This window comes from Polaribacter staleyi, from assembly GCF_038024045.1.
Taxonomy (GTDB): domain Bacteria; phylum Bacteroidota; class Bacteroidia; order Flavobacteriales; family Flavobacteriaceae; genus Polaribacter; species Polaribacter butkevichii.
Genome location: NZ_CP150665.1, coordinates 1,020,964 through 1,047,745, shown reverse-complemented (window position 1 = coordinate 1,047,745; position 26,782 = coordinate 1,020,964). Strand labels below are relative to the sequence as shown.

Annotated in this window: 26 protein-coding genes; 15 read left to right on the top strand and 11 right to left on the bottom strand. The window is 30.2% G+C overall.

Annotation, left to right across the window (positions count from 1 at the left end):
• Positions 1-15: 15 nt before the first annotated feature.
• The 10 genes from WHD07_RS04460 to WHD07_RS04415 all read left to right on the top strand — a co-directional run bounded on the left by WHD07_RS04460 (position 16) and on the right by WHD07_RS04415 (position 9,638).
• Positions 16-1,110 carry an N-acetylmuramoyl-L-alanine amidase family protein gene (locus tag WHD07_RS04460; protein ID WP_422897649.1) on the top strand — a complete coding sequence of 365 codons (1,095 nt, stop codon included), beginning with the start codon at positions 16-18 and terminating at the stop codon, positions 1,108-1,110.
• A gap of 54 nt (positions 1,111-1,164) precedes the next feature.
• A complete protein-coding gene (locus WHD07_RS04455; protein ID WP_105049131.1) occupies positions 1,165-2,136 on the top strand; it encodes an MlaD family protein in 972 nt (323 codons plus the stop codon).
• A 22-nt stretch (positions 2,137-2,158) separates the two neighbouring features.
• Positions 2,159-3,475, top strand: a complete 1,317-nt coding sequence (locus WHD07_RS04450; RefSeq protein ID WP_343330229.1) for a (Fe-S)-binding protein — start codon at positions 2,159-2,161, stop codon at positions 3,473-3,475.
• 57 nt (positions 3,476-3,532) lie between these two features.
• Positions 3,533-4,312: a (Fe-S)-binding protein gene (locus WHD07_RS04445; RefSeq protein ID WP_343330228.1), complete on the top strand. Its 780-nt coding sequence runs from the start codon at positions 3,533-3,535 to the stop codon at positions 4,310-4,312.
• Between the two features lie 83 nt (positions 4,313-4,395).
• Positions 4,396-5,304 (top strand): 1,4-dihydroxy-2-naphthoate octaprenyltransferase, encoded by a 909-nt coding sequence (gene menA, locus WHD07_RS04440; RefSeq protein ID WP_343330227.1) that lies wholly within the window; start codon positions 4,396-4,398, stop codon positions 5,302-5,304.
• Between the two features lie 18 nt (positions 5,305-5,322).
• Complete coding sequence (locus WHD07_RS04435) at positions 5,323-6,000, top strand: metal-dependent hydrolase (protein WP_343330226.1); 678 nt, start codon at positions 5,323-5,325, stop codon at positions 5,998-6,000.
• 1 nt (position 6,001) lies between these two features.
• On the top strand, positions 6,002-6,517 hold the full coding sequence (locus WHD07_RS04430) for an SRPBCC family protein (RefSeq protein ID WP_343330225.1): 516 nt from the start codon (positions 6,002-6,004) through the stop codon (positions 6,515-6,517).
• A 9-nt stretch (positions 6,518-6,526) separates the two neighbouring features.
• Positions 6,527-7,564 carry an o-succinylbenzoate synthase gene (locus WHD07_RS04425; RefSeq protein WP_343330224.1) on the top strand — a complete coding sequence of 346 codons (1,038 nt, stop codon included), beginning with the start codon at positions 6,527-6,529 and terminating at the stop codon, positions 7,562-7,564.
• A 2-nt stretch (positions 7,565-7,566) separates the two neighbouring features.
• Positions 7,567-8,532 (top strand): lysostaphin resistance A-like protein, encoded by a 966-nt coding sequence (locus WHD07_RS04420; protein WP_343330223.1) that lies wholly within the window; start codon positions 7,567-7,569, stop codon positions 8,530-8,532.
• Entirely contained in the window at positions 8,529-9,638 is a 1,110-nt protein-coding gene (locus WHD07_RS04415) for an AMP-binding protein (RefSeq protein ID WP_343330222.1), read from the top strand. The genes WHD07_RS04420 and WHD07_RS04415 overlap by 4 nt, the downstream gene beginning before the upstream one ends.
• Here the strand turns inward: WHD07_RS04415 and WHD07_RS04410 are convergent.
• Positions 9,614-10,882 carry a hypothetical protein gene (locus WHD07_RS04410; RefSeq protein ID WP_343330221.1) on the bottom strand — a complete coding sequence of 423 codons (1,269 nt, stop codon included), beginning with the start codon at positions 10,880-10,882 and terminating at the stop codon, positions 9,614-9,616. The two genes, WHD07_RS04415 and WHD07_RS04410, sit on opposite strands and share 25 nt — an antisense overlap.
• 376 nt (positions 10,883-11,258) lie before the next feature.
• On the opposite strand from WHD07_RS04410, the gene WHD07_RS04405 reads away from it, so the two are divergent.
• Complete coding sequence (locus WHD07_RS04405) at positions 11,259-11,732, top strand: thioredoxin family protein (RefSeq protein WP_343330220.1); 474 nt, start codon at positions 11,259-11,261, stop codon at positions 11,730-11,732.
• A 416-nt stretch (positions 11,733-12,148) separates the two neighbouring features.
• On the opposite strand, the gene WHD07_RS04400 is transcribed toward WHD07_RS04405, so the two are convergent.
• The 6 genes from WHD07_RS04400 to WHD07_RS04375 form a co-directional block, all read right to left on the bottom strand.
• Positions 12,149-13,249 carry an OmpA family protein gene (locus WHD07_RS04400; protein WP_343330219.1) on the bottom strand — a complete coding sequence of 367 codons (1,101 nt, stop codon included), beginning with the start codon at positions 13,247-13,249 and terminating at the stop codon, positions 12,149-12,151.
• Positions 13,250-13,360: 111 nt separating this feature from the next.
• Entirely contained in the window at positions 13,361-14,260 is a 900-nt protein-coding gene (locus WHD07_RS04395; RefSeq protein ID WP_343330218.1) for an exopolyphosphatase, read from the bottom strand.
• A gap of 6 nt (positions 14,261-14,266) precedes the next feature.
• On the bottom strand, positions 14,267-14,755 hold the full coding sequence (locus WHD07_RS04390) for a histidine phosphatase family protein (protein WP_343330217.1): 489 nt from the start codon (positions 14,753-14,755) through the stop codon (positions 14,267-14,269).
• A gap of 34 nt (positions 14,756-14,789) precedes the next feature.
• Positions 14,790-15,437 carry a pyridoxamine 5'-phosphate oxidase gene (gene pdxH / locus WHD07_RS04385; protein WP_105049116.1) on the bottom strand — a complete coding sequence of 216 codons (648 nt, stop codon included), beginning with the start codon at positions 15,435-15,437 and terminating at the stop codon, positions 14,790-14,792.
• 68 nt (positions 15,438-15,505) lie between these two features.
• A complete protein-coding gene (locus WHD07_RS04380; RefSeq protein ID WP_343330216.1) occupies positions 15,506-16,693 on the bottom strand; it encodes an NAD(P)-dependent oxidoreductase in 1,188 nt (395 codons plus the stop codon).
• 19 nt (positions 16,694-16,712) lie between these two features.
• Positions 16,713-18,164 carry a sodium:solute symporter gene (locus WHD07_RS04375; protein ID WP_343330215.1) on the bottom strand — a complete coding sequence of 484 codons (1,452 nt, stop codon included), beginning with the start codon at positions 18,162-18,164 and terminating at the stop codon, positions 16,713-16,715.
• Between the two features lie 179 nt (positions 18,165-18,343).
• Here WHD07_RS04375 and recR point away from each other — a divergent pair, with 179 nt between their 5' ends.
• The gene (recR, locus tag WHD07_RS04370; RefSeq protein WP_343330214.1) at positions 18,344-18,961 is read left to right on the top strand and encodes a recombination mediator RecR; all 618 of its coding nucleotides are present in this window, start codon (positions 18,344-18,346) and stop codon (positions 18,959-18,961) included.
• Between the two features lie 58 nt (positions 18,962-19,019).
• Here the strand turns inward: recR and WHD07_RS04365 are convergent, their stop codons facing one another.
• From WHD07_RS04365 to WHD07_RS04350, 4 genes are all read right to left on the bottom strand, one after another.
• A complete protein-coding gene (locus tag WHD07_RS04365; RefSeq protein ID WP_105049111.1) occupies positions 19,020-19,607 on the bottom strand; it encodes a CopD family protein in 588 nt (195 codons plus the stop codon).
• A gap of 294 nt (positions 19,608-19,901) precedes the next feature.
• The gene (gene hemH, locus WHD07_RS04360; protein ID WP_343330213.1) at positions 19,902-20,918 is read right to left on the bottom strand and encodes a ferrochelatase; all 1,017 of its coding nucleotides are present in this window, start codon (positions 20,916-20,918) and stop codon (positions 19,902-19,904) included.
• Between the two features lie 80 nt (positions 20,919-20,998).
• Positions 20,999-21,514: a TrmH family RNA methyltransferase gene (locus tag WHD07_RS04355; RefSeq protein ID WP_343330212.1), complete on the bottom strand. Its 516-nt coding sequence runs from the start codon at positions 21,512-21,514 to the stop codon at positions 20,999-21,001.
• 261 nt (positions 21,515-21,775) lie between these two features.
• On the bottom strand, positions 21,776-22,660 hold the full coding sequence (locus WHD07_RS04350; RefSeq protein ID WP_343330211.1) for an AraC family transcriptional regulator: 885 nt from the start codon (positions 22,658-22,660) through the stop codon (positions 21,776-21,778).
• A 204-nt stretch (positions 22,661-22,864) separates the two neighbouring features.
• On the opposite strand from WHD07_RS04350, the gene hemA reads away from it, so the two are divergent.
• From hemA to hemB, 3 genes are all read left to right on the top strand, one after another.
• Positions 22,865-24,100: a glutamyl-tRNA reductase gene (hemA, locus tag WHD07_RS04345; RefSeq protein ID WP_105049107.1), complete on the top strand. Its 1,236-nt coding sequence runs from the start codon at positions 22,865-22,867 to the stop codon at positions 24,098-24,100.
• Positions 24,101-24,112: 12 nt separating this feature from the next.
• On the top strand, positions 24,113-25,705 hold the full coding sequence (hemC, locus tag WHD07_RS04340) for a hydroxymethylbilane synthase (protein WP_105049106.1): 1,593 nt from the start codon (positions 24,113-24,115) through the stop codon (positions 25,703-25,705).
• An 83-nt stretch (positions 25,706-25,788) separates the two neighbouring features.
• Positions 25,789-26,754 (top strand): porphobilinogen synthase, encoded by a 966-nt coding sequence (hemB, locus tag WHD07_RS04335; protein ID WP_343330210.1) that lies wholly within the window; start codon positions 25,789-25,791, stop codon positions 26,752-26,754.
• The last annotated feature ends 28 nt before the right edge of the window (positions 26,755-26,782 follow it).

Below are 26,782 nucleotides of genomic sequence, written 5' to 3'. Positions count from 1 at the left end.
AGTTAAATTTTATTGATGCATTTTAAACAAAACAACAAAATTAATATCAAAGTAAGAAATCTTTTATTTTTTTTCTTTGCATTCTCCTTTTTGATGAATTCATCAACGGTGTTTGCTCAGAAAAAATACGTCATAGTTATTGATGCAGGCCATGGAGGAAAAGATCCTGGTAATTTAGGAAATGGTTATAAAGAAAAGAATATAGCATTAAAAGTTGCTTTAAATATTGGTAAAAACTTATCTAAAAAGAAAGATATAAAAGTAATTTACACCCGTAATAAAGATGTTTTTATTGATTTGTGGAAAAGGGGAGACGTCGCTAATCATGCAAAAGCAGACTTATTTATATCGATACATTGCGATTCTCATACATCAAATGCCTACGGAGCAGGAACCTTTGTTCTGGGATTAAGAGGTAATAAAAAAAACTTAGAAATTGCAAAAAGAGAAAATGCAGCCATTTTTTTAGAGGATAATTACAAAGATAAATATGTGGGATTTGATTCTAATTCGGCAGAATCTGTTATTGGGTTATCTTTATTGCAAGAAGAAAATTTAGATAGAAGTTTGGCCATGGCTAGCCTAATACAGAATAATTTTGTCTTTAAATTAAAAAGGCACGATCGTAAGGTAAAGCAAGATAATTTTCAGGTTTTAAGAGAAACCATTATGCCAAGTGTTTTGGTAGAACTAGGTTTTTTAACGAATAAAACAGAAGGTAGGTTCTTAAATTCTAAAAAAGGGCAAGAGCAAATGGGGAATGCTATTTCAGATGCTGTGTTAAATTATATTAGTAATTTAAAGTTAAATACAGTTATTAATAATGTAGTAGAAGGTAAAGAGATAGTAGGAAATGTAGAGTATAAAGTGCAAATTGCTTCTGGAAAAAATAAAATAGCAACTAAATCATACAATTTTAAAGGCTTAAAAGATGTTGAGAGAGTTTCTATTGGGAATTTTTATAAATATTATTTTGGAAATACTTCTAATTATAAAAATGTAAAGCAATCGTTAAAGGTTGCTAAATCTAAAGGATATAGATCTGCTTTTATTGTGGCATTTATGAATGGAGAAAAAATATCTGTTCAAGAAGCTATTAAAATGCAGTAGTTTTGGTGGTTTCTACCAAAAATTATTAGTAATATTGTTGTTAAATTTTTATGGATGTCTAAAGAATTAAAAACAGGAATTGTAGCAATTGTCATTATAGCCATATTTATATGGGGCTATAATTTTTTAAAAGGGCAAAACTTGTTTGATACAAATACGCGTTATTTTAAAGTAGAATATACCAATATTGGTGGGTTAACAGAGTCTAGCCTAGTAACAATTAACGGACTAAAAGTAGGTAAAGTTATAGATATTGGGTTTAACAAAGCAGAAGATAAAAAAGGGCAATTAGTAGTTCGTTTTGCTATAGAAAAAGATTTTAAATTCTCTAAAAAGAGTATTGTAAAAATATATTCTCCAAGTCCTTTAGGAGGTTCTAATTTAGCAATTATACCTAATTATGAAGGAGAAGATGCCGTATCGGGAGATTACCTTAAGGGGCAAATTGAGTCTAGTTTATTTACTTCTATAGGTGAGCGTTTAGATCCGCTTCAGGCAAAATTAGAGCATGTAATTATTAGTGCAGACACTTTGTTTAAAAACGTTAACAATGTTTTAGATTTAAACACTCAAAACAGTTTAAAAAATTCAGTTAAAAGTCTTGAACATACTTTAGCAGAAGTAAAAAAAATGATGTTTTCTGTAAATGGTATGATTGCATCTACATCTACAGATTTAACAGAAAGTGTTAAAAACACAAAAGTAATTACAGCTAATTTTGCAAAAGTTTCTGATACTTTGGCAAATGCAAATATTGGCGGAATATTAAATAAAGCAGAAGTTACCTTAAATTCTGTAAATTTAATGTTAGAAGGAATACACTCTGGTAAGGGAACAATTGGTAAATTAGTTACAGACGATGCTATGTATAACAATTTAACATCGATGTCTAAAGAGTTGGAAAACTTATTAAGAGAAATGAAGTTAAACCCAAAAAGATTTGTTCATTTTTCATTATTTGGAAAGAAAGCAAAACCCTATACACCTCATAAAGATGGTGAAGTAGAGAAAGAAGCTAATAAATAATTTTATATATAATTTACCTGATATGCAATATTTACCAAACATACTTTTTGCCTTGGCTCTTGTTCTAGGAGTCGGTTTTTTTGTGATGAATATTCGCAAATTATCTAGAAACATTAAATTAGGTAAAGATGTTAACAGAACAGATAATAAACCAGAACGTTTAAAAAATATGATAAAGATTGCGTTAGGGCAATCTAAAATGGTAAAAAGACCACTTTCTGGGGTGCTTCATATTATTGTTTATGTTGGTTTTATCATTATTAATATAGAAGTTTTAGAAATTATTATTGATGGACTTTTTGGCACTCATAGAGTTTTTAGAGGTTTTTTAGGTGATGGTTTTTATGGATTTTTAATTGGTTTTTTCGAAATATTAGCAGCCTTAGTTTTTATAGCTGTTGTTGTTTTTTGGTTACGTAGAAACATCTCTAACATAAAACGTTTTTTGAGTAAAGAGATGAAAGGTTGGCCTAAAAAGGATGGTAATAATATTCTTTATTTTGAAATGGTTTTAATGACCCTGTTTTTGGTAATGAATGCAACAGATTTTCATTTTCAGCAAGCAGCAATTGGTAACCCTATCAGTCAATTTATAACTCCTTTGTTTGATGGTTTTTCTTTAGAAACTATTCATACGATTGAAAGAAGTGCTTGGTGGATTCATATTTTAGGAATCCTAGTTTTCTTAAACTATTTATATTATTCTAAACATTTACATATTTTATTAGCGTTTCCAAATACGTATTATGCAAATTTAAATCCTAAAGGACAATTTACAAATTTAGAATCGGTTACTAATGAGGTAAAGCTAATGATGGATCCAGATGCAGATCCTTATGCAGCACCACCAGAAGGAGAAGAAGAAGCAATTCCAGAAAAATTCGGTGCTTCGGATGTTACAGATTTAAACTGGGTTCAGTTAATGAATGCCTATACATGTACAGAGTGTGGTAGATGTACATCATCTTGTCCTGCAAATTTAACAGGAAAAGAATTATCACCAAGAAAAATCATGATGGATACGCGTGATCGTTTAGAAGAAGTTGGTAGAAATATCGATGCTAATAAAGGAACTTTTGTTGATGATGGTAAACAATTACTAAACGATTATATTTCTCCAGAAGAACTTTGGGCATGTACAAGTTGTAATGCTTGTGTAGAAGAATGTCCTGTAAATATAGATCCATTATCTATTATTATGGATATGAGAAGATATTTGGTGATGGAAGAAAGTGCAGCACCACAAGAGTTAAATATGATGATGACTAATATCGAAAACAACGGTGCTCCTTGGCAATACAATCAACAAGATAGGTTGAATTGGGCTAATGAAGAGTAAAATTAATTTTTAGTTTTAAGTGTAAAACTAAAAACTAACAACTAAAAACTACAGAGTATGAACGTACCTACAATGGCAGACATGATGGCGAAAGGCAAGCAACCAGAAGTATTATTTTGGGTTGGAGCAGCAGGAAGTTATGATGATAGAGCCAAAAAAATATCGAGAGCATTTGTAAAAATATTGCATCAAGCCAATGTAGATTTTGCTGTTTTAGGAACTGAGGAATCATCTACAGGAGATGCTGCAAAAAGAGCAGGAAATGAGTTCTTGTTTCAAATGCAAGCCATGATGAATATTGAAGTTTTAAATGGTTACGAGGTTAAAAAAATAGTTACCTGCGATCCGCATTCCTTTAATACTTTAAAAAATGAATATCCGGGGTTGGGTGGTAAATACGAAGTTTTTCATCATACACAATTCATTCAAAATTTAATTGCAGAAGGACGTTTAAAAATAGATGATACTACTTTAAAAGGTAAAAGAGTTACATTTCATGATCCTTGTTATTTAGGAAGAGCTAATGAGGTTTATGAATCACCTAGAGAATTAATAAAAAGATTAGGAGTTAATTTAACAGAAATGAAACGCAACAAATCTACGGCTTTATGTTGTGGAGCTGGAGGTGCACAAATATTTAAGGATGCAGAAAAAGGTGATAAAGAAATTAATGTTTTAAGAACTGAAGATGCTTTAGAAACCAAACCAAATATTATTGCTACTGGTTGTCCGTATTGTAATACCATGATGACAGATGGAATAAAGTTTAAGGAAAAAGAAGCAGAAGTAGAAGTTAAAGATATTGCAGAATTAATTGCAGAAGCAAATAAATTATAACATAAAAAGGCTTAAAAATATATTTGTTGTTCCCGCTTATGCGGGAATCTCATTTTATATAAATCAGAATTTGTATCCTAAAGATGATTAAAAATTATATTAAAGCAGCACGTTTAAGAACTTTACCTTTATCTGTTTCTGGTATTATTGTTGGAAGTTTTTTAGGTGTAAAGAGCTTAAATAATCAAACTTCAATCTTAGAATCATCAATTTTTTGGTTGGCAATTTTAACAACAATTGGTTTTCAAGTGTTATCTAATTTTGCCAACGATTATGGAGACGGAATAAAAGGTTCTGATAAAAATAGAACAGGAGAAGCACGTATGGTTTCATCTGGCGCAATTACTCCAAATCAAATGAAATTTGCGATGATAATTACTACTATCATCACTTTAATAATAGCTTTATTGTTAATTTATGTTTCTTTCGGGAAAGAAAATTTTGGATTTTCAATTTTATTTTTTGGATTAGGAATTGCATCAATAGCAGCAGCAATAAAATATACCGTTGGTAATTCTGCATATGGTTATAGCGGTTTTGGTGATGTTTTTGTATTTTTGTTTTTTGGTTTGTTAAGTGTATTAGGAAGTTATTTCTTGTATACAAAAAACCTCAATTTAGAGGTTGTTTTACCTGCAATTTCTGTTGGTTTACTAAGTACAGCTGTACTTAATCTAAATAACTTAAGAGATAAAGAAGAAGATAAAAAGAATAATAAAAATACCTTAGTGGTTAAACTAGGGAGTCAAAAAGCAAAAAAATATCATTATTTTTTAATTTTCGGAGGGTTAATTTCAGCTTTAACATATGTTTTTTTAGATTTTAGAACAATATATCAGCTTCTTTTTTTAGTTGCATTTGTTCCATTAACTAAAAATGTAATCACAGTTACACAAAATAAAATACCTGCAGATTTAGATGGTGAATTAAAGAAAGTAGCGTTAAGTACATTTTTATTTGCCATTCTTTTTGGAATCGGACAATTTTTATAATTTAAATATAGTTTTAGTATGAAGATTCAATTTTTAGGACATTCTTGTTTTTCTATAGAAATTAATGGAGTATATCTTTTAATAGACCCTTTTATAACGGGTAATTCATTAGCAGCACATATAGATGTATCTAGCTTAAAAGCAGATTTTATTTTGTTAACACATGCACATCAAGATCATGTTTTAGATGCGCAAGTTATTGCCGAAAGAACAAATGCGGTTATTGTATCTAATTATGAAATTGCCATGTATTTTGCAGCAAAAGGATTAGAAGTAATTGCTTTAAATCATGGTGGAGTGGTCAAAAAAGATAATTTTACGGCTAAATATGTAAATGCAATTCATACTTCTTCTTTTGAAGATGGCACTTATGGTGGTGTACCAGGTGGTTTTGTGATATCATCTAAAGATAAAAATTTATATGTTGCTGGAGATACTGCGGTAACTATGGATATGAAATTAATACCAATGTTTACGACATTGGATGCTGTTATTTTTCCAATTGGTGATACATTTACAATGGGAGTAGAAGATGCCATTATTGCAAGTAATTTTGTGGAGTGTAATAAAGTAATAGGTTGCCATTTTAATACTTTTCCTCCAATAGAAATAGATACCAATGATGCTATAGCTAAATTTGCATCAAAAGGAAAAGAATTAGTAATTTTAGAAATCGGAAAAAATATAAATATATAGCATGAAAATAATTAAAATAATTTTAGGGATTATTTCTGCAATTGTAGTGGCTTTTCTTCTTACGGGTTTAATCGTAAAAGAAACAGTTTATAAGGTTCAGGTAACTGTAAATAAGCCTGTTTCAAACGTTTTTGAAGCTTTTAATAAATCAGAAGATTTAAAAAACTGGATTCCAGAAGTTCAGTCTTTCGAAGTTTTAAATGACAATCCAGGTAAAACGGGTAGTGTGTATAAAGTTGTTGTACTTAACCAAGGTCAAGAAATTACCATGACAGAAAAAGTGATGGCGTATGTACCAAATGAAAAAGTAACTTTGTTTTTTGATGCAGAAGGGATGCTAAAAAAAGATGATTATACTTTTACTGAAAATGATGGAGTTACAACCATTACTTTAAACGCTAGTTGCCAAAGTGAAACATACCTTATGGCTTGTGTTTTTCCTTATTTTAAAGGAACTTTTATAGAGCAAGACCAATCATACTTGAATAATTTTAAAGAATTTGTAGAAAATAAATAAGCTATACTTTTGATAAAAGCTACCTATAAAAAATACATCCTTAATTTTAAAAATCCAAGTGGAACATCACGTGGAATTTTAAGAACAAAAGAAACGTGGTTTATCATTTTAGAAGAAAATGGCAAAACAGGTGTGGGAGAAACGGGCTTGTTTAGAGGTTTAAGCTTTGATGATGTAGCCAATTATGAAGAGAAATTAATTTGGGCTTGTAATAATATCAATAAAGGTTTAATTTTTTTATTAAATGAACTTCGTCAGTTTCCATCCATACAATTTGGTTTAGAGCAAGCTTTTTTATCACTTAAAAGTCAGGATTCGTTTCATTTATTTCCATCAGAATTTACAAAAGGAAATAACGCTATTGCTATAAACGGACTTATTTGGATGGGCGAAAAAGAGTTTATGAAAAAGCAAATCAAAGAGAAATTAGAAACCGGTTTTTCTTGTATCAAAATGAAAATTGGTGCCATTAATTTTGATGCTGAAATAGAATTATTGACATCCATTAGAAAAGAGTTTTCTTCTAATGAAATAGAATTAAGGGTAGATGCAAATGGTGCTTTTAATCCAACGGATGCTTTAGAAAAATTAGAAAGATTATCAGCATTAGAAATTCATTCTATAGAACAACCTATAAAGCAAGGGCAGGTAGAAGAAATGGCAACTTTATGTGCAAAAACACCATTACCAATTGCTTTAGACGAGGAGTTGATTGGCGTTGTAAATACTGAAGCTAAAAAGGAACTATTAAAAATAATTCAGCCTCAGTATATTATCTTAAAACCAAGTTTAATTGGTGGTTTTGCAGGGAGTTTAGAGTGGATTAAGTTTGCAGAAGAGTTAAATGCAGATTGGTGGATTACTTCTGCCTTAGAAAGTAATATTGGGTTGAATGCAATTGCACAATTTACATATACTTTACAATGTAGTTTGCCACAAGGTTTAGGAACTGGTGGTTTATTTACAAATAATTTCACAAGTCCGTTAACCGTAAAAAACGGAACTTTACAATACAATCCAGCAAAAAACTGGAATTTTAATTTATAAAAATGAATTATATACAACAAGCATATAAAGGAAACAATGAGTGGTTTCATTGGGTACTAACAATTATTTTAGTATTTGTAGGTTGGCAAGTTATAGGCGTATTGCCTTTAATGGCATTGGCTATTATGCATTCTGCAAACATGGCAGAGTTTACAAAAGCAGCACAAGATAATTTTATGAGCTTAGGTATTGATAAAAATCTTTTTCTCTTTTTTATGATTCTAATGTTCTTTTTTGGTTTAGTAAGCCTTATTATTGGTGTAAAATACATTCATAAAAGAACCGTAACTTCTTTGGTTACAAGTAGAAAAAAAATTGATTGGAAACGTTTTTGGTTTGGTTTTATTCTTTGGGGAGTTATCTCTTCTGTGGTAATTATGATGGGGGTTTTTATTTCTCCAGAAAATTATGTGTGGAATTTTAAACCTGTTCCTTTCTTTACTTTATTAGCAGTTTCTTTTCTTTTTTTACCTTTTCAAACTTCGTTTGAAGAATTGCTTTTTAGAGGTTATTTTATACAGGCTTTAGGTATTTTGACTAAAAACAGATGGTTTCCATTAATTTTTACCTCGGTATGCTTTGGTTTGCTGCATGGTGCAAACCCAGAAGTAGAAAAACTAGGGTACATCTCTATGGTTTTTTATATTGGTACAGGTTTCTTTTATGGGATAACTACTTTAATGGATGAAGGTACCGAGTTGTCGCTTGGTTTGCATGCTATTAATAATATAGTAGCTGCTTTTTTTGTAACTACAGATTGGACTGTTTTTCAAACAGATGCTTTGTATGTAGACACTTCAGAGCCATCTGTAGGATGGGAAATGTTTTTCCCTGTATTGGTTTTATATCCTTTAATTTTATTTGTTTTTTCTAAAAAATACGGATGGAAAAACTGGAAAGAAAAATTAACTGGAAAGATTTACGAACCCGTTGTTTTAAAAGAAAACTATAGAATTTTAGAAGATTGATACTAGATAAGTTTCATAAAGATTTTCGATTAAATGGTACTTCATTTTCTTCGGTAGATGAAATTCTAGGTTATACTAGTAGTTTTTCTGATGAAATTCATCAATTTTTAACAATTTGGTTCTCAGATCAAGCTTGTGTTGTTGTAAAAACATCAGGCTCTACAGGTATTCCAAAAGAGATTAAACTAGAGAAAAGACAGATGATAAATTCTGCCTTAGCTACCGGTGATTTTTTTGATATCAAAGAAAATACAACGGCATTATTGTGCTTGCCAACAGAATACATTGCGGGTAAAATGATGTTGATAAGGGCTTTAACTTTAGGTTGGCATCTAGATATTGTTAATGCAACTTCTTTTCCACTTCGTGGGATAAAAAAACACTACGATTTTTCTGCAATGGTACCGTTACAGCTAGAAAATTCAATAAAGGAACTACATCAAATTAAAACTTTAATAGTAGGTGGAGGAGTTGTTTCTGTTAATTTACAAGATAAAATTAAGGATACTACCTGTGCTATTTTTGCTACTTATGGTATGACAGAAACCATAACACATATTGCGGTTAGAAAGTTGAATAATAGTTCGTTATTTTCAGGAAGTGTGATTAAGCAACCAATTTATAAAGAATACTATAAAACCTTACCAGATGTAGAAATTTATATAGACTCAAGAGGTTGTTTGGTAATTCATGCTCCCAAAGTATCTAATGAAGTTATTTTTGCAAATGATAGGGTTCGTTTAATTTCTGATCATCAATTTGAATGGTTAGGGCGTGTAGATAATGTGATAAATTCTGGAGGTGTAAAGTTACATCCAGAAGAAATTGAAGAAAAATTAGCTAAAATTATTCGTAACCGCTTTTTTGTAACAGGGATACCAGACGAGCAACTAGGGGAGAAGCTTGTTTTGATTATAGAGCAAGTTGGTTCTTGTGATATAAGTAAGTCTTTAAAATTAGAAATAGCAGAATTAAAGACAATTAGTAAATTCGAAATTCCTAAAGAAATTTATTTTGTAGATAAATTTATAGAGACTGAAACAAAAAAAATCCAACGAAAAAAAACGTTGGATTTAGTTAATTATTCAACTAAGTTTAAAAGGTAATCTCTTAAGTCTTCCTCTTCACTCAAATTCATTTTCTTTTTAATTCGGTACCTTGCTGTTTGTACAGATCTTGGATCAATTAATAATATTTTTGCAATTTCCTTAGTATGCAAGTGTAATTTTATAAACATACAGTGTCTAAGTTCTGTTTCAGTAATTGTAGGGTGTTTTGCAATTAAAGTATCGTAAAAGTTATCATAAACTGCATTAAAATGTTCCTTTAAGATAGTCCAATCTTCATCTCCTTCTAAAACATAGTCTATTTGATTAATAATGGCCCTAGTTGCAGATTTATCATCTGTTTTAATTCCTTTTAAATCGGCTTTTATTTCTTTAAAATATTGTTTATGATATAATAAGTTTGTAGATAAAGTAATCATCTCTTTATCTTTTTTTGTGTTTTTAGCTTCAATAAGTGCCATTTCTTTATTTTTTTCTAGGTTATTTTTTTTAACATTTTCTAGAATAAAATAATAGCCAATTAATGCCATAATAAATAAGAGGCTAATTAAGGAAACCATTACTTTTAGATTGTAGTTGGTACTTTCTAAGCCTTGTTTTTGTAGTAGTATTTTCTCATACTCAAATTTAGAATTTAAATCTTTTATCCTACTTTCTAATTCTTGGTTTTTTTTATCTTTATTTTCTAAAACAAAAGATAAAATATCAGGATTATTGTGACCTATTAACTCTAAACTAAAAATACAATCACTAGAGTTTCGATAAGCTTGATGAATAGACACGCTAATAATATTTTCTCCGGTTTTAAAAATGGTATTGTCAAAGAAATGTTGTTTAAATAAATGTTCATCTTCTCTTTTAATGGTACTTAAGGCAAAGGTATTACTGCTAATGGTAGAATTGGGCATATTATCTCTAAAAATCTCTTTTCCATTTACGTAAACTACAGCACCATCATCTCTTTGAATTTTAAATTCATAAGCTATATAATTGTTGTCAAAATTGAAGGTTTTTTTAAAATACTTTGTAATGTGTTTCTTTTCTTTATCTCCACCATAATCAAGTTTTGTGAAAACTTTATCATCTCCATAACCTAAAGGAGATTTGCCACTTTTCCAATCAGAAAAATCCGAGAGTTCTATCCAATCATTTTCTAAGTATCCTTTGTCATAATAAGACCAAAAATCTTGATCTTTTATGATTAAATCTTGTGAAAAAAAGTGGGTGATTTGAAAAAATAATAAAAGAAAAAGTATTTTCTTTAAAATAGGTAGTTTATTCATTTACACGCAATTATTCTTTATTGTTGTGTAAATATAGTAGTTTTTGTGTAAAAAATATACATGTGTAGTAGTTTAGTGTGTATTATTATATATTTTGTATTTAAAACTATTGTATATTTGTGCTTATTCTGAAGATAATATGTAATAATGAAATTGGGGGATTGAATTTATTATATTCTAAGAATAAAAAAAGAAAGTCGTAATTTTATAATTACGGCTTTTTACTTTTTAAGAACTATATTGGCACTTATTTTTACAGAATAAATGATTGCTTTTTTTAGAAAAAAAGGAAGAATTTTATTATTATTTAGGTCAAACTTTCTCTAGTGTTTTTTTTTTGGTATTATTTTTGATATTTTTGATAAAACTACTATTTATGAAAAAAGTTATATTCCTTTTTGCTATTTGTTTTTTTACGATTACTAATAATGTAGCTCAAGAACAAAATGTACAAGTGTTAGATTCTGTTTCTTTAAATTGGGAATCTACTTTTAAGAATGCTTTAAAAAAATCAAAACAAGAAAATAAACCAATACTTATTTATTTTACTGGATCAGATTGGTGTGGTCCTTGTAAAGTTTTAGATAAAAAGCTTTTTCATACAGAAAAATTTAAAGCAATTGCTGAAAAGGACTTAATACTTTATGAGGCAGATAGTCCTAGAAATATAGATATAATTTCTCCTGAAAAATTAGAAATAAATAATGATTTAAAGAGGCAATTTAAAATAAGATCATTTCCTACACTTGTTTTTGTAAATCATAAAGGAAAAATGATTGGTTATAAAAAAGGATTAATCTTAACGGAGTATTATTATCCGTTTATAGAATCTGTAATTGAAAATTACTAAATAAAAAAACCGAAGTTCTAGCTTCGGTTTTTTTTTGTTTTAAAAGAAGATGTTTACGTAGTTATTTACTTTGTTAAAGCTTCTCTTTTGTCGCTTGTAGGCTTTCTATATTTTTTATTTACCTTTCTTTCTAACTTATTCATTTAAGCTAAGTTCAACCTTATTATATGCGGTATACTCCTTTAGATTTTATTGATGTCTAACAAAAGAAAAAATACATAAGGTAGCTTATAAATATTGCTTCAATTGTTTTCTTATATACATATTGGGTTTTAAAAACAATATAGAGTTATCTAAATAAAAACCTTATACTATTTTAAAAATGCATTTGATTGCTGATAATATGGTTTTATAAAACGAAAAAACCGAAGCAGATAGCCTCGGTTTTGATCACCTTTCTAATAAATTAGAAGAGATTATTTTTCATTCACTACTCTAAATGTAGTTCTTCTGTTTGCTCTGTGTTGCGCTTCTGTACAAGAAACACCATCAGCACATCTGTTTGTTAATTTAGATTCTCCGTATCCGTTACCTGTTAATTTACTTGGATTTACACCTTTAGAAATTAAGTAGTTTGTAACTGCTTGAGCTCTTCTTTCAGATAAGTCTTGGTTGCTTTCTTTTGTTCCTCTTGAATCTGTATGAGATTCTAAAGCTACAGATACTCCTGTTTTTAATACAGGTAATAATCTAGTATCAATAATTCTTTTTGCATTAGGAGTTAAAGTAGCACTTCCTAAGTTCCAGTTAATTGGTAAAATAGTATTGTTAACTAATTCACATTCAACTTCTTTCCAAGTAGTTAAACCACCTTTGTTCACTAAGATTTCTTTAGTTACAGTTTTGTATTTAGCAGCAACAGTAACTTCTTCTTGCCATGCATCTTTAACTAATACTGTTTTGTTGATACTTCCGTAAACTGCAGGAATTTCAATAGAAGTAGTAGTAGGTCCTTTAACCATTACTTTAGTAGTATATGTTTTCTCATATCCAGGAACTTGGTTTGATACAGTACTTGCGTCTCTATCTAATTTAGTTAAAGGAATAGTAACATATTTTGCTGGTACTGGTTTGTAACACCAATATCTACAGTCGTTAGGATCACTAGATTCACAATCAGGAGCTTTTTCACTCATTTCCCAATTTGCAGAAGCAGCTTTTGTTTCTATAGTTTGAGAGTCTTGGCTAAATGTAGCAGGTACAACACTTAATTTATTAGCATCAACTTTAGCAGTATAGCTTATTGTTTTGTCTTCCCATATAGCAGGCACAACAACCAAACGTTGTCCAGCTTCTTTAATTAGAACTCTTTCTGTTACTGTATTGTATTCCGCTGGATGCGTAACAATTTTCTTGTAAGCCGGAGCCACTTCTATAGTTACATCTTCGTTTTTCCAAACTTCTGGAGTTTTACAACGAACGTAACATTTTCCTGGTTCTGGGTTTGTTGGTAAGTCTTGAGCAAAAGCTGTTGCTCCAAACATTAATAGCGTAGCACTTAGTAAAATTTTTTTCATAATAAACCTATTTTTGATTTTTTAGTTCAATTCTATGACACAACATTTTTTGATAAGTCACAGGAATTATAACAAAAATACAAAATTATGTTAAAGAAATCTTAAACTAACCTATAACTTATTGTAAAATAAGCTTTTAATAATTCCGTCTGAAAGTCCTATTTTAGGAACATAAATTTTTCTAGCGCCACTCCATTTCATTGCAGAGAGGTAAATTTTGGTTGCAGGTATTATTACATCGGCCCTATCAGGGTTTAAACTTAGTTCAGAAACGCGCTCATCAAAAGACATCTGCTTTAAAAATTGATATTGAGCATTTAGATAAATATAAGAAATTGGTTTGCCTTCTGTTCGTCCAGACATTTTAAATAACTTATTAATGTTACCACCAGAACCAATTAAAGAGACCTTTTTTAAATCTTTAGTATTTTTCTTAATCCATTTTTCTACATTGGCAAAAATCTCTTTATTTACGGACTTTTTATTATTTAACAAACGTACTGTACCCATTTTAAAAGACTTTGATGTAAGAATTTTTCCTTCAGAAAAAATGGTAAATTCTGTACTACCACCACCAACATCTACATATAAATAAGAGTTATCTCCTTCTATTAATTGATTTAGGTCTGTAGATGAAATAATAGCAGCTTCTTCTTTTCCGCCAATAATATCAATTTGTACACCTGTTTCTTTTAATATTCTTGAAGCTACTTCTTTGCCGTTTTCTGCTTCTCTCATGGCAGATGTTGCGCAGGCTTTGTATCTTTCTACACCATGAACATCCATTAATAATTTAAATGCTTCCATAGCATGAATCATTCTTGAGATGTTTTTTTCGCTGATAGTACCTTCTCCAACAAAAGCATCTGCTCCTAAACGAATAGGAACACGTACTAAAGAAGATTTTTTAAATTGAGGTTCTTTGTCTTCGGATACAATAACATTGGCAATAAGCAATCTAATTGCATTAGAACCAATGTCAATTGCACCGTATTTTTTAATTTCTAACAAACTATTTTATTTATGATTTTTAGGGAAATCTATTAAAAAAGTTTTCCCTTTTTTTATGTTTTTCCAGTGTTTTTCTTCAAACTGAATACCAATAACACCACAAGTGGATACATGAGAAATGGGTTTGTTACCAAATTTATTTACAAATGTATTGATACCATGATCATGGCTAAATATTATGGCAGAATTAAAACCATCATCTAGCGCATTTACAGTTTTTACCAAATATCCATCGCTAAAGCTGTATAATTGTTTTTTAATTTTTAGGTTAGATAAAGGGTATTCAAAATTTTCGCAAAAAATAACGGCTGTATGCAATGCTCTATTAGCACTACTTGATACAAATACGTCTGGTCTGCCAACTTCTTTTGCTAAGAATTTAGACATTAAATGTGCGTCTTTTATTCCGCGTTTTTTTAGAGGTCTGTCAATATCTTCTATTCCTGAGTATTCCCAAGAAGATTTAGCATGTCTAACAATGTATAATGTTTTCATTAAATTTTAATTGTTGAGTTGTAAATATAAAAATTTATGGCGCTAATCTTTCTTTTTTCCAAGAAAAATCTTCTTCTAAAGTGTATCTTATTCTATCGTGCATTCTATTGGGTCTCCCTTGCCAAAATTCTATAGAAATTGGTTTTACTAAATAGCCTCCCCAATGTTTTGGTCTTACAATTTCTTGTCCTTCAAACTTTTTTTCAAAAGTTTTTAAAAGAGTATCTAATTCTTCTCTAGAGGCAACAACAGCACTTTGGTTAGAAGCCCAAGCTCCTAATTTACTTCCGTCTGGTCTCGATTCAAAATAACCGTCAGATAAATTTTCTGCTAATATTTCTGCGGTTCCTTTTATAATAATTTGCTGTTCTAATGCAGGCCAAAAGAAAGACAAACAGATGTTATTGTTAGCAGCAATGGCTTTTCCTTTTTCCGAATTGTAATTGGTGTAAAAAATAAAACCTTCCCAAGTAAATCTTTTTAATAAAACAACTCTACTTTTAGGGAAACCATCTAAACCAATAGAAGAAACGGTCATTGCGTTGCTTTCATCAACCATGTTAGAGGTATCTGCGTTAATAAACCAAGTTTGAAATAATTCTATTGGGTTTTCTGGACAAGTACTTTCTAAAAGTTCTTGCTTTTCGTAGGATTTTCTATAGTTACTTAAATCTTTAGACATTCTTTTTAATTGGATAAAGTAAAAATACAGAATATTTTAAGAGTACAAACATTCTAAAACGCCCTTTTTTATGCAATTTTATTAAAATGTTTTGCAAGATAAACTCCAGAACTAGCACATCCCTGAATTAAATATCCTCCAGTAGGCGCATCCCAATTTAACATTTCTCCTATACAATATTGATTCTTAATTTTATGTAGCTGAAAATGAGTATCTACAGCATTTAAATCAATGCCTCCAACCGTAGAAATCGCTGCGTTTATATTGCCTAAACCTATAATTTCTAAAGGGAAATTTTTAATGTTTTTTGATAAAGTTACAATGTCTAAATAATCTTCTTTAGAAAGCGTTGTTTTTAAAAGTTCTATTTGTGAATTGCTAAGTTTTAATTCTTTTTTTAAAACTTGTGTGGTGTTTTTAAAAGTAGAATTTATCACTTTAGAGATGATGTTCTCTAAGCTTAACATCGGTTTAAAATCGATATAAATACTTGCTTTTTCTGATGATTTTAATTGAGTTCTAATTTGCGGACTCAACCCGTAAATAGCATTTCCTTCTAAGCCAAACTTTGTAATTATAGCTTCTCCTTTTTGTGTTTTATTATCACAAGTAATAGTGATGTTTTTTAAAGGATTTCCTTCGTTTTGGTTGATGAAATTAGATTTCCAATCAATATTTACAGCACAGTTTGATGCTTCAAAAGGGATGGTGGTTACCTCTTTTTTTTGAAATGTTTCTAACCAACTTCCGTTAGACCCTGTAACTCGCCAACTGGCACCCCCTAAAGAAAAGACAGTGTAATCAGAAGGAGTTATTTTATTATTTAAAATTAAATTATTTTGAGCATCCCAACCCGAAAAAGTATGTTCGTATTTAAAGCTAATTCCTTTTTCTTTTAAATGTTTTAAAATAGTATTGATAACCGTTATTGGTTTTATACCTTCTTCTGGGTAGATTCGTTTACTGCTGCCTATATAAGTTGGAACCCCAATACTTTGTAGCCAATTTCTAAAATCATCGTTGGTAAAACTAAGTAATGCATCCTTTAAAAAAAAAGTGGGTGTATAGCGTTCTATAAAATGAGCAATAGGTTCTGAGTGTGTTAAATTAAATCCGCCTTTTCCTGCAACTAATAGTTTTCTACCTGCTGTTTTATTTTTTTCGTAAATAGTAACCTCAAATTTTTTTGTATCTAAAAAAGCAGCTAAAAGCAGTGAGGAAGGTCCACTTCCAATAATGGAAATCGTTTTTTTCATTTTATAGAGATATTCAGTTTTATAGCCTGTTAGATTTCTGTTCTTTTTTCACTAAATATAAACCAAGAAAAGTTAATGCTCCATTTAATACCAATACAAAGAAGCCAAAATCGAACCCTAATTTTTCTTTAGAATAATAGCTAATTATAAAGGTAAGAATTGGTGCAATTAAACAAATTGCAGGTACAATTTTATCTTTTACATTCATTTTGGTAAACATTCCAAAAGCATATAAGCCTAATAAAGGGCCGTAGGTATAGCCTGCAAACGTAAATATTTTTGCAATTACACTTGCATCCGCAATAAAATATTTAAAAATTAGAATGGTTGCAATTAATATAAAAGAGAACATAATATGAATTTTCTTTCTAATTTTTTCTTGCTCATTTTTGTCTTTCTTTTTATCAATTTCTAATATATCGATACTAAAAGAAGTAGTTAAAGATGTTAAGGCAGAATCTGCACTAGAATAGGCTGCTGCAATTAAACCTAATAAGAAAAATAGGGCAGTAGCCAAACCAAGGTTTCCTTGGGTGGCTATTATTGGAAAAAGTTGGTCTTTGTGTGCATCAATTCCGTTTTGTTGTGCATAATCTGTTAGTAAAACACCTAAAGCTAAAAAGAAAAAGTTAACAATTACTAAAACAATTGTAAACCAAAACATGTTTTTTTGCGCGTCTTTTAAGTTTCTACACGTTAAGTTTTTTTGCATCATATCTTGGTCTAAACCTGTCATTACAACAGCAATAAATGCCCCTGATAAAAACTGTTTCCAGAAATAATTTCCTGCATTTACATCCTCAAAAAAGAATGTTTTAGACAATTCACTATCTGCAACGTAAGTAAATAGATTGTCAATTTTCATTTCACCAGAAATAGTGTAAATACAAACTCCAACTGCAACTAACATAAATAAGGTTTGTAAAGTATCTGTCCAAACAATTGTTTTTATACCGCCTTTAAAAGTGTACAACCAAATTAATAAAATAGTAATAGAAACGGTTACCCAAAACGGAATACCGTAGGCATCAAATAGAATAACTTGTAAGACATTTGCAACTAAAAAAAGCCTAAAGGCAGCTCCAACTACTCTAGAAAGTAGAAAAAAACTTGCACCTGTTTTGTATGAGTAATTGCCAAAACGATCATCTAAATAACTGTAAATGGATGTTAGATTTAGTTTATAGTAGAGTGGTAGTAAAACCAAACCAATTACAGCATATCCAAGAACATAGCCTAAAACCATTTGAAAATAACTCATGCTTTGTGCTTCTATCCAACCAGGAACGGAGATAAAAGTAACCCCAGAAAGGGAAGCGCCAATCATACCAAAGGCAACTAAATACCAAGGTGAAGAATTATTTGCTTTAAAAAAAGTTTTGTTGTCTGCAGATTTTCCGGTGATGTAAGAAATGAATATTAATACAGAAAAATAAGCGACTATTAATAATAAGATATAGAGTGGTTGCATTTGATAAATTACGAATGTTCTATTAAAATGTACGAATATAGGATTTTTAGAGAATAGAATATACAAAAGTGCACAAAGAAAATAATGAATAGCGTAGCGTGAGCTTCGTTTGTAAAAAGACTTTCTTTTCTCTAAGTTCTTTCTTCTTTTTTCTCTTTAAAATTGTAATTTTGCTGGCTATGGATTTTTCATCAAAACTTTTAGAAAATGCAGTAAACGAAGTGTCTCGTTTACCAGGAATTGGAAAACGAACTGCATTGCGTTTGGTTTTACATTTGTTAAAGCAACCGTCGGATAATACAAAGTTTTTAACGGAGGCTTTATTGCATTTAAGAAATGATGTAAAAACTTGCGAAAAATGCCATAATATTTCTGATACGGAATTGTGTGATATTTGCAATAATGTAAAAAGAAATCCAGAAATTGTGTGTGTTGTAGAAGATATTCGTGATGTAATGGCAATTGAAAGTACGTCGCAATTTAATGGTTTGTACCATGTTTTGGGAGGTAAAATATCGCCTATTGAAGGCATTGGTCCTCAAAATTTACAGATAGAATCTTTGGTACGTAAGGTAGAAAGTGGAGAAGTTAAAGAATTAATTTTTGCCTTAAGTTCTACCATGGAAGGAGATACTACCAACTTTTATATTTTTAGGCAAATAGAAAAATTTGAAATTACAACATCTACAATTGCACGTGGAATTTCTGTGGGTGATGAATTAGAATATGCCGACGAGGTTACTTTAGGAAGGTCTATTGTTAATAGAATTCCGTTTGAGCAAAGTATAAGAGGGTAACTATTATTAGTTAACAGTATTCAGTTGGCAGTTGAGTAACTGGGATTGAAAAATGTTACTATTCTCTACTTTTATCACTTTCTAAAACTTCTCTTTCTGCTTTTTCCCAAGATCTTTTGGCTCTTATTTTTTTGTAGAGTCTAATGCCTAACATTAGTAAAACTCCAAAAAGAATAATACCAACAACACCCCAAATCCAATTTACAGCATTTTTTAATGTTACTAAAAATACAACAGCAAATAGAATTATTGTAGGTACTTCGTTTATAATTCTTAGTTTGAATGCGGTATATTTTATAACATCTTGTTGTAATTGTTTATATATTTTATGACAAAATCCGTGGTAAACATATAGGGCTAATACAAAAGATAGTTTTACTAACATCCAAGGTTCAGATAAGTATTCTGGAAAATGATATAAGGTCCAAAAGCCTAAAATAAAAGTTAAAATAGCTGAAGGCCAAGTTATAATATACCACAACCTTTTGCTCATTAATTTGTATTGAGTTTGTAAAATTTCTTTTGCTGGTTCGTCTTTTTTTTCTGCTTCAACATGGTACATAAATAATCGAATAATATAGAATAACCCAGCAAACCAAGTAACTACAAAAATAATATGTAAGGCTTTGATATAATAAAGACTCATGATTTTTAATTTTATTTATTCTAATTAACCTCATTCTGTTAGAAGAACGAGGAATAATTTAAGTTTTACTTATAATGAGATTTCTAAATCGCTTAAAAAAAGCTTATTTCGAAATGACATATTGAATACTTGAATATGTTATAAGTTTTGCTATTGGTTTGCAAACAAGTTTAGCCCTGATTGAAGCGGCATCCTTTTTTCTGTCAGTTCGAGTGAATTTGCTTTTTTGCAAATTTGTATCGAGAACAGAAGAAAAAAGATATAGCGGAAAGCAGGAAATAGCTACTTATAATTTTATTTATTTTTCCAATCGTTAATCCATTTAACCATAACATCTACCCAATCATCATTATCATTCATACATGGGATGTGTTTATAATCTGTACCTCCAAATTTAAGGAATTCGTCTTTTCCTTCCATAGCAATTTCCTCTAAAGTTTCTAAACAATCTGCCACAAAAGCAGGTGTAATTACGGCTAGTTTCTTTTTTCCTTCTGATGGAAATTTCTCTAGTTCAAAATCTGTATAAGGCTTTAACCAAGGGTCTTTTAATAAGCGAGACTGAAAAGAATTGCTGTAGGTACCTTCTTTTAAGTTTAATGTTTTTGCAATTTCTTTTGTGGTTTCAAAACATTGATGTCTGTAACAGGTGTGGTGTGCAACCGAATTTCGTTCGCAACAAGAACCATCTATTTTACAGTGGTTTTTAGTAACGTCTGATTTTAAGATATGACGTTCTGGAATTCCGTGATAAGAAAATAAAATATGATCGTAATCGAAACCTTTTAAATGATTGGCAATGTTGTTACTCATTGCTTTTATATAATCTGGTTCGTTATAAAAAGCCGGTAAAACGTCTAATTTTATCTGTGGATATTTCTCAGCGATAATTTCTTCTGCTTTTACAACTACGGTTTCATAAGAAGACATTGCGTAATGCGGATATAATGGTGCTAAAAAGATTTCTGTAACTCCTTTATCTACCAATTCTTTGATACCTTTTTCCATGGTCATAGAGCCGTAACGCATTGCCAAAGCAACAGGTAAATCTACTTTTTTAACCACTTTGTCTGTAAATCTTTGAGAGATTACCACTAACGGAGAGCCTTCTTTCCACCAGATTTTTTTGTATGCGGCACCAGATTTTTTAGGTCTTGTTTTTAAGATAATTCCGTTAATTAGTAACCAACGTTTCCAATACGGAATGTCTATAACTCGTTCATCCATTAAAAATTCACCTAAATATTTTTTTACATCTTTGGTGTCTGTAGAATCTGGTGATCCTAAATTGTTAAGTAATATTCCTTTCATTTAAAAAAGTTTCAAAGTTTTTAAAGTTGAAGTTCAAAGTTTAAAGTTTAAAGTTCAAAGTTTTAATTTTTTATTTTTGCTTACTGCTTACTGCTTACTGTTAATTGATTAGTTACTTCATACAACGTTATTGCTAAACTGTGTATTACATTCATACTAGAGTTTCTACCAAACATTGGTATGGCAATGGTATGGTCTAATAAATCTACATTTTCAATTCCGTTTCTTTCGCTTCCCAAAAGTAAAACTATTTTCTTGTGATTTTTAAAATTAAAATCTTGAATATCGATACTTTTATCAGTAATTTCTATTCCAATAATTGTGTTACCTTCTGCTTTTAATTGATTTATAAGGGCTTCGAAATTATTGTAAACCTCATGTTGAATTTGATTTACCGTATTTCTGGCAGTTTTTTTTACAATTCTATTTTCTGTAGAAGGGGAAGCTTCATGAAAATAGATTTTTTGTACTCCAAAACTTTCAGAAATTCTAAAACACATACCTATGTTTTCTGGTGTTCTTATAGCATCGCAAACAATTGTTATTGGAAACTGTTTTTGATTGTTTTCTATGTCGTAATGTGTTAATTGTTCCAAGTTAGTTTAGTTTCAAAGTTTAAAGTTTAAAGTTTCAAAGTTAAAAAGTTTCAAAGTTAAAAAGTTTCAAAGTTAAAAAGTTTCAAAGTTAAAAAGTTAAAAAGTTAAAAAGTTAAAAAGTTAAAAAGTTCAAAGTTTAAAGTTTCAATTTTTTTAATTTTGCTTACTGCTTACTGCTTACTGCTTACTGCTTACTGCTTACTGCTTACTGCTTACTGCTTACTGCTTACTGCTTACTGCTTACTGCTTACTGCTTACTGCTTACTGCTTACTGCTTAATACGTGCTTTTTAGGTGTGGTGCCAAATTTCTTTTTAAAGGCTGCAATAAAATGACTTGCTGTACTGTAACCAATTTTTACGCCCACTTCATTTACGTTAAATTGATTACTTTCTAATAACTTTCTAGCATATTCCATTTTATAGTCTAATAGAAAACTGTACACGGTATCGCCGTAAATTTGTTTAAAACCTTCTTTTAGTTTTTTAATATTTAGACCAATTTCATTAGCTAATTCTTGTAAACTAGGTGGTTCTGCCATTCTAGCAATAATAATTTCTTTGGCTTTTCTAATTTTAAGTACGTTTTGTTCATCAACCAAAAAAGGACAAAACTCACCTTCTAAGTTTTCTTCTTTCTGAAAATGAAGGCTTAAAAGCTCATATACTTTTCCTCTAACAAATAAATCTCTAATAGAATTATTGGTTTTAGAGTTGATGATTTCTTGTAAAACCCTAGCAACCGAAGATTTTATTTCTGTATCATCATAATATTTTTTATTGCTATTTTCATCACTTAAAAAAGGGATATAACCAGATTCTTTAGAGAATAGTGAGTGAAATTTTTCAATAGAAATTAATAGTGAAACCAATGTTGTTTTAGGTTGAATTTCTAAATTGATGGGTAAAACACCTTGTGGGTTGTATAATAATATGGCTCTATTGTCTAAAACATCAAAAGAATAGGTGCCGTTATTAAATAAAAATTTAGCTTTTCCTCTTAAGCAAAAATGAATTTGTATAAAAGCATTGTTAATTTTTCTATCAAAATTCTCTATTTCTTTACTTTCGTTCTGAAAATGAAGCACATAAAAACCTTTTTCTAAAGTAATTTCTTCAAATGTACTTTCTCCGACATTTTTGAACATAAATAATCTTTTTGATTTGAAGTTTTTTATTTAGAATGGTTCTATATAAAAACAATTAAAAACTTAATTCTGTAGCAAAAGTACTGCTTTTCGGTTGTTTTATAAATAAAAATTAAGTAAAAAACATATAACGTTATAAAAAGTCCTTTAAGCGACATTTTTTTCTAATTGAAGTTTATACTTTTGTCCAACTTTTAGAATTATATGCAAGAGCACAGGCAAGAGCACTTTTATAATATTGGCGTTAGTTACAAAAAAGCGGATGCTAACACGCGCGGAAAATTTTCTTTATCAAAAGAAAACCAATCCCTGTTGTTAGAACTTTCTAAAGAAAAAGGATACGAAGGTGTTTTTATTATATCTACTTGTAACCGAACAGAAATTAGTGGTTTTGCAGAACGTCCTTGTCAACTAATAGAATTGTTATGTGAGTTTTCTGAAGGAACAATAGAAGAGTTTTCTAAAGTTTCTAACGTTTATAAAGACCAAGAAGCAATACAACAATTATTTAGAATTGGTACTGGGTTAGAAAGTCAGATTTTAGGAGATTACGAAATTGTAGGTCAATTAAGACAGTCGTTTAAAATGGCAAAATCTTTAAAAACGACCAATGCGTATTCAGAAAGATTAATTAACTCTGTACTACAAGCAAGTAAAAGAGTTAAAAATGAAACTAGATTAAGTTCTGGTACTACTTCTGTTTCTTATGCAGCCATTCAATACCTTATTAAAAATTTACCAGGCTACAATACTAAAAATATTTTAGTTTTTGGTTTGGGTAAAATGGGGAAACATACCTGTAAAAATTTAGCAGAGTACACCCAAAATAAGTCGGTGTGTTTAATTAACAGAACAGAAGAAAAAACATCAGAATTTGTTAAAGAACACACAACAATTAGAAAAGCTGTAATTGCTAATTTAAAAGAAGAAATAGCACAAGCAGATGTTTTAATTGTTTCTACTGGATCCGATAAACCTACCATAACAAAAGAACATATTGCTGAAAACAAAGAGCTGTTAATCTTAGATTTATCTATGCCAGAAAACGTGGCAAAAGATGTTACAGATTTTAAAGGAGTATCAATAGTAAATATTGATGAACTTTCTAAGATTACAGATGAAACTTTGGCGGTTCGCCAGAAAGAAGTACCGTTTGCAGAAGCAATTATAGATACCCATAAAGCAGAGTTTAATGAATGGTTAAATCATAGACGATTTACACCTGCAATTGCAGCTTTAAAGAAATCATTAGAAAATATTACAAACGATGAAATTAATTTTCAGAAGAAAAAGATTGCTGGTTTTGATGAAAATCAAGCAGAAATCTTAACTTCACGTTTTATTCAGAAAATAACCACACAGTTTGTGAAACATTTAAAAGATGAAGAAACATCTGTTTCACAAAGCCTACAAGTAATTAATAAGGTTTTTAAATCTTAATCAAATAACTCCATGCAGAAAATAATAAGAATAGGAACTCGCGATAGCCAATTAGCGCTTTGGCAAGCTAATAAAGTGCGCAATGAATTAACGGAGTTAGGCTATGAGTCTGAGCTGGTACCTATAAAATCTCTAGGAGATATTGTTTTAGATAAACCTTTATATGATTTAGGTGTTACCGGTGTTTTTACAAGAAATTTAGATGTTGCTATGTTAAATGGTGATATTGATATTGCTGTACATTCTCTTAAAGATGTACCTACCGTTTTGCCAGAAGGAATTATGCAGGCTGCTGTTTTAAAACGTGCAGATTATATAGATTTATTGGTGTTAAAAGATAACGAAGAGTTTTTTGGTCAGCCAAATGGAGTTATTGCAACGGGTAGTTTACGTAGAAAAGCAATGTGGTTAGATCGTTATCCTACGCATAGAGTAGAAGATTTACGAGGAAATGTAAATACCCGTTTAGAGAAATTAGACAATAGTGAAACTTGGAACGGAGCAATTTTTGCTGCAGCAGGTTTAGAAAGATTAGGCTTAAGAGATGCAGAAGCAATTCCGTTAACGTGGATGATTCCTGCACCTGCTCAAGGAGCTATTATGGTTACTTGTTTAGAAAAAGATGATTTTGTTAAAGATGCTTGCGAGCAATTAAACCATTACGAAACTAAAGTTTGTGTTGGTATAGAAAGAGAATTCTTAAACCTTTTAGAAGGAGGTTGTACGGCACCAATTGGCGCTTTGGCATATGTAGATGCAAGAACTGAAGAAATTGTTTTTAAGGGAGTTCTACTAAAAAAAGACGGTTCTAAAAAAATTACGGTTACTAAGAATGCAAAAATGGGAAGCCATCGTTATTTGGCCAAAGATTGTGCAGACTATATAATTAATAAAGGAGGGAAAGAGTTGATGGCAGAAGATGCTGCAGAAGCTGTAGAACCTTTACAAAAGATTTATTCTACTAAAAAATTATCAGAGCTTCAAAAAGAAACTTTATCTTCAACTATTGGTATCACAGATAGCGATTTTATTAAAATTCGTTTTAACAGAATTCCTGCTAAAGTGATGAAAAAAGAAATCGAAAATGTTGTTATTACTAGTCAAAATGGAGTAGAAGCACTTTTAAATTCTTTCACAAGAGATGAAATGAATTTTAAGAATATTTATTGTGTTGGTAGAAGAACAAAAAAACTGATTGAAAATAGAATTGGTAAAGTGGCACATGTTGCCAAAAATGCTAAGAAATTAGCAGAATACTTAGCAACAGCATTAGAAAATAAAAATGTAACCTATTTTTGTAGTAACGTAAGATTAGACGTTTTACCAACCTACTTAAAAGCTCATGATATTTCTGTAAACGAAGTAGAGGCTTATAAAACAATGTTAAGCTCAGAAAAAATAGCTGATGATGTTTCTGGAGTTTTATTTTACAGTCCTTCTGGTATAGAAAGTTATTTAGAAGAGAACAATCCAGATAGAGTTGCTTTTTGTATTGGAGAAACTACAGCAGTAGAGGCTAGAAAATATTTTGAGAAAGTAGAGGTTGCCAATATGCCAAGTGTAGATAGTGTTTTAGAATTAGTAAATAATTATTTCTCTAAATAATAGAGAATGTCTCCTCGAGCGCAGTCGAGAGGTTTTATTAATTAGGTCTCGACTGCGCTCGACCTGACATAAGCTAAAAATTTATGTTCAGAACAAGAAGATTAAGAAAATCAGAAGGAATTAGAAGATTGGTTAGAGAAACTAAATTATCTGTAGATGATTTTATCTATCCGCTTTTTATTGAAGAAGGAGAAAATGTAGAAACAGAAATTGTTTCTATGCCAGGAATCAAACGTTTCTCTTTAGATAGAATTTCTAAAGAATTAGATGAGGTTGTTTCTTTAAATATACCCGCAGTTTTATTGTTCGGAATTCCATCAGAAAAAGATGATGAAGGAACCGAGACGTGGAATGATAACGGAATTATGCAACAAGCAATTCGTTTTATCAAGAAAAATTATCCGAGCTTATATGTAATTACAGACGTTTGCTTTTGCGAATATACTTCTCATGGTCATTGCGGAATTATACATGATAATGATGTAGATAATGATGCTACTTTAGTAAATATTGCAAAACAAGTAATTTCTCATGCAAAAGCAGGAGTAGATATGGTGGCGCCTTCCGGAATGATGGATGGTACTATTGATATGATTCGTCAATCTTTAGACAATACAGGTTTTGTTAACTTGCCAATTATGGCATATTCTGTAAAATATGCATCTGCATTTTATGGTCCTTTTAGAGATGCTGCAGATTCTGCACCAACATTTGGAGACAGAAGAACGTATCAAATGGATCCATCAAACAGAGATGAAGGAATGCGTGAAGCTACTTTTGATGATCAAGAAGGAGCCGATATTTTAATGGTAAAACCAGCATTGTCTTATTTAGATATTATTAGAGATTTAAAAAATAGTTTCGATCGTCCGATTGCATGTTACAATGTAAGTGGAGAATATGCTATGGTAAAAGCCGCAGCAGAAAAAGGTTGGATTGATGGCGAAAAAGTAATGATGGAAAGCTTACTATCTATGAAAAGAGCAGGCGCAGACATTATTATTACGTATTTTGCAAAAGAAGCAGCGAGAGTATTGTTGAAGAAATAGTAACACGTGCTGTCACATCGAGTGAATT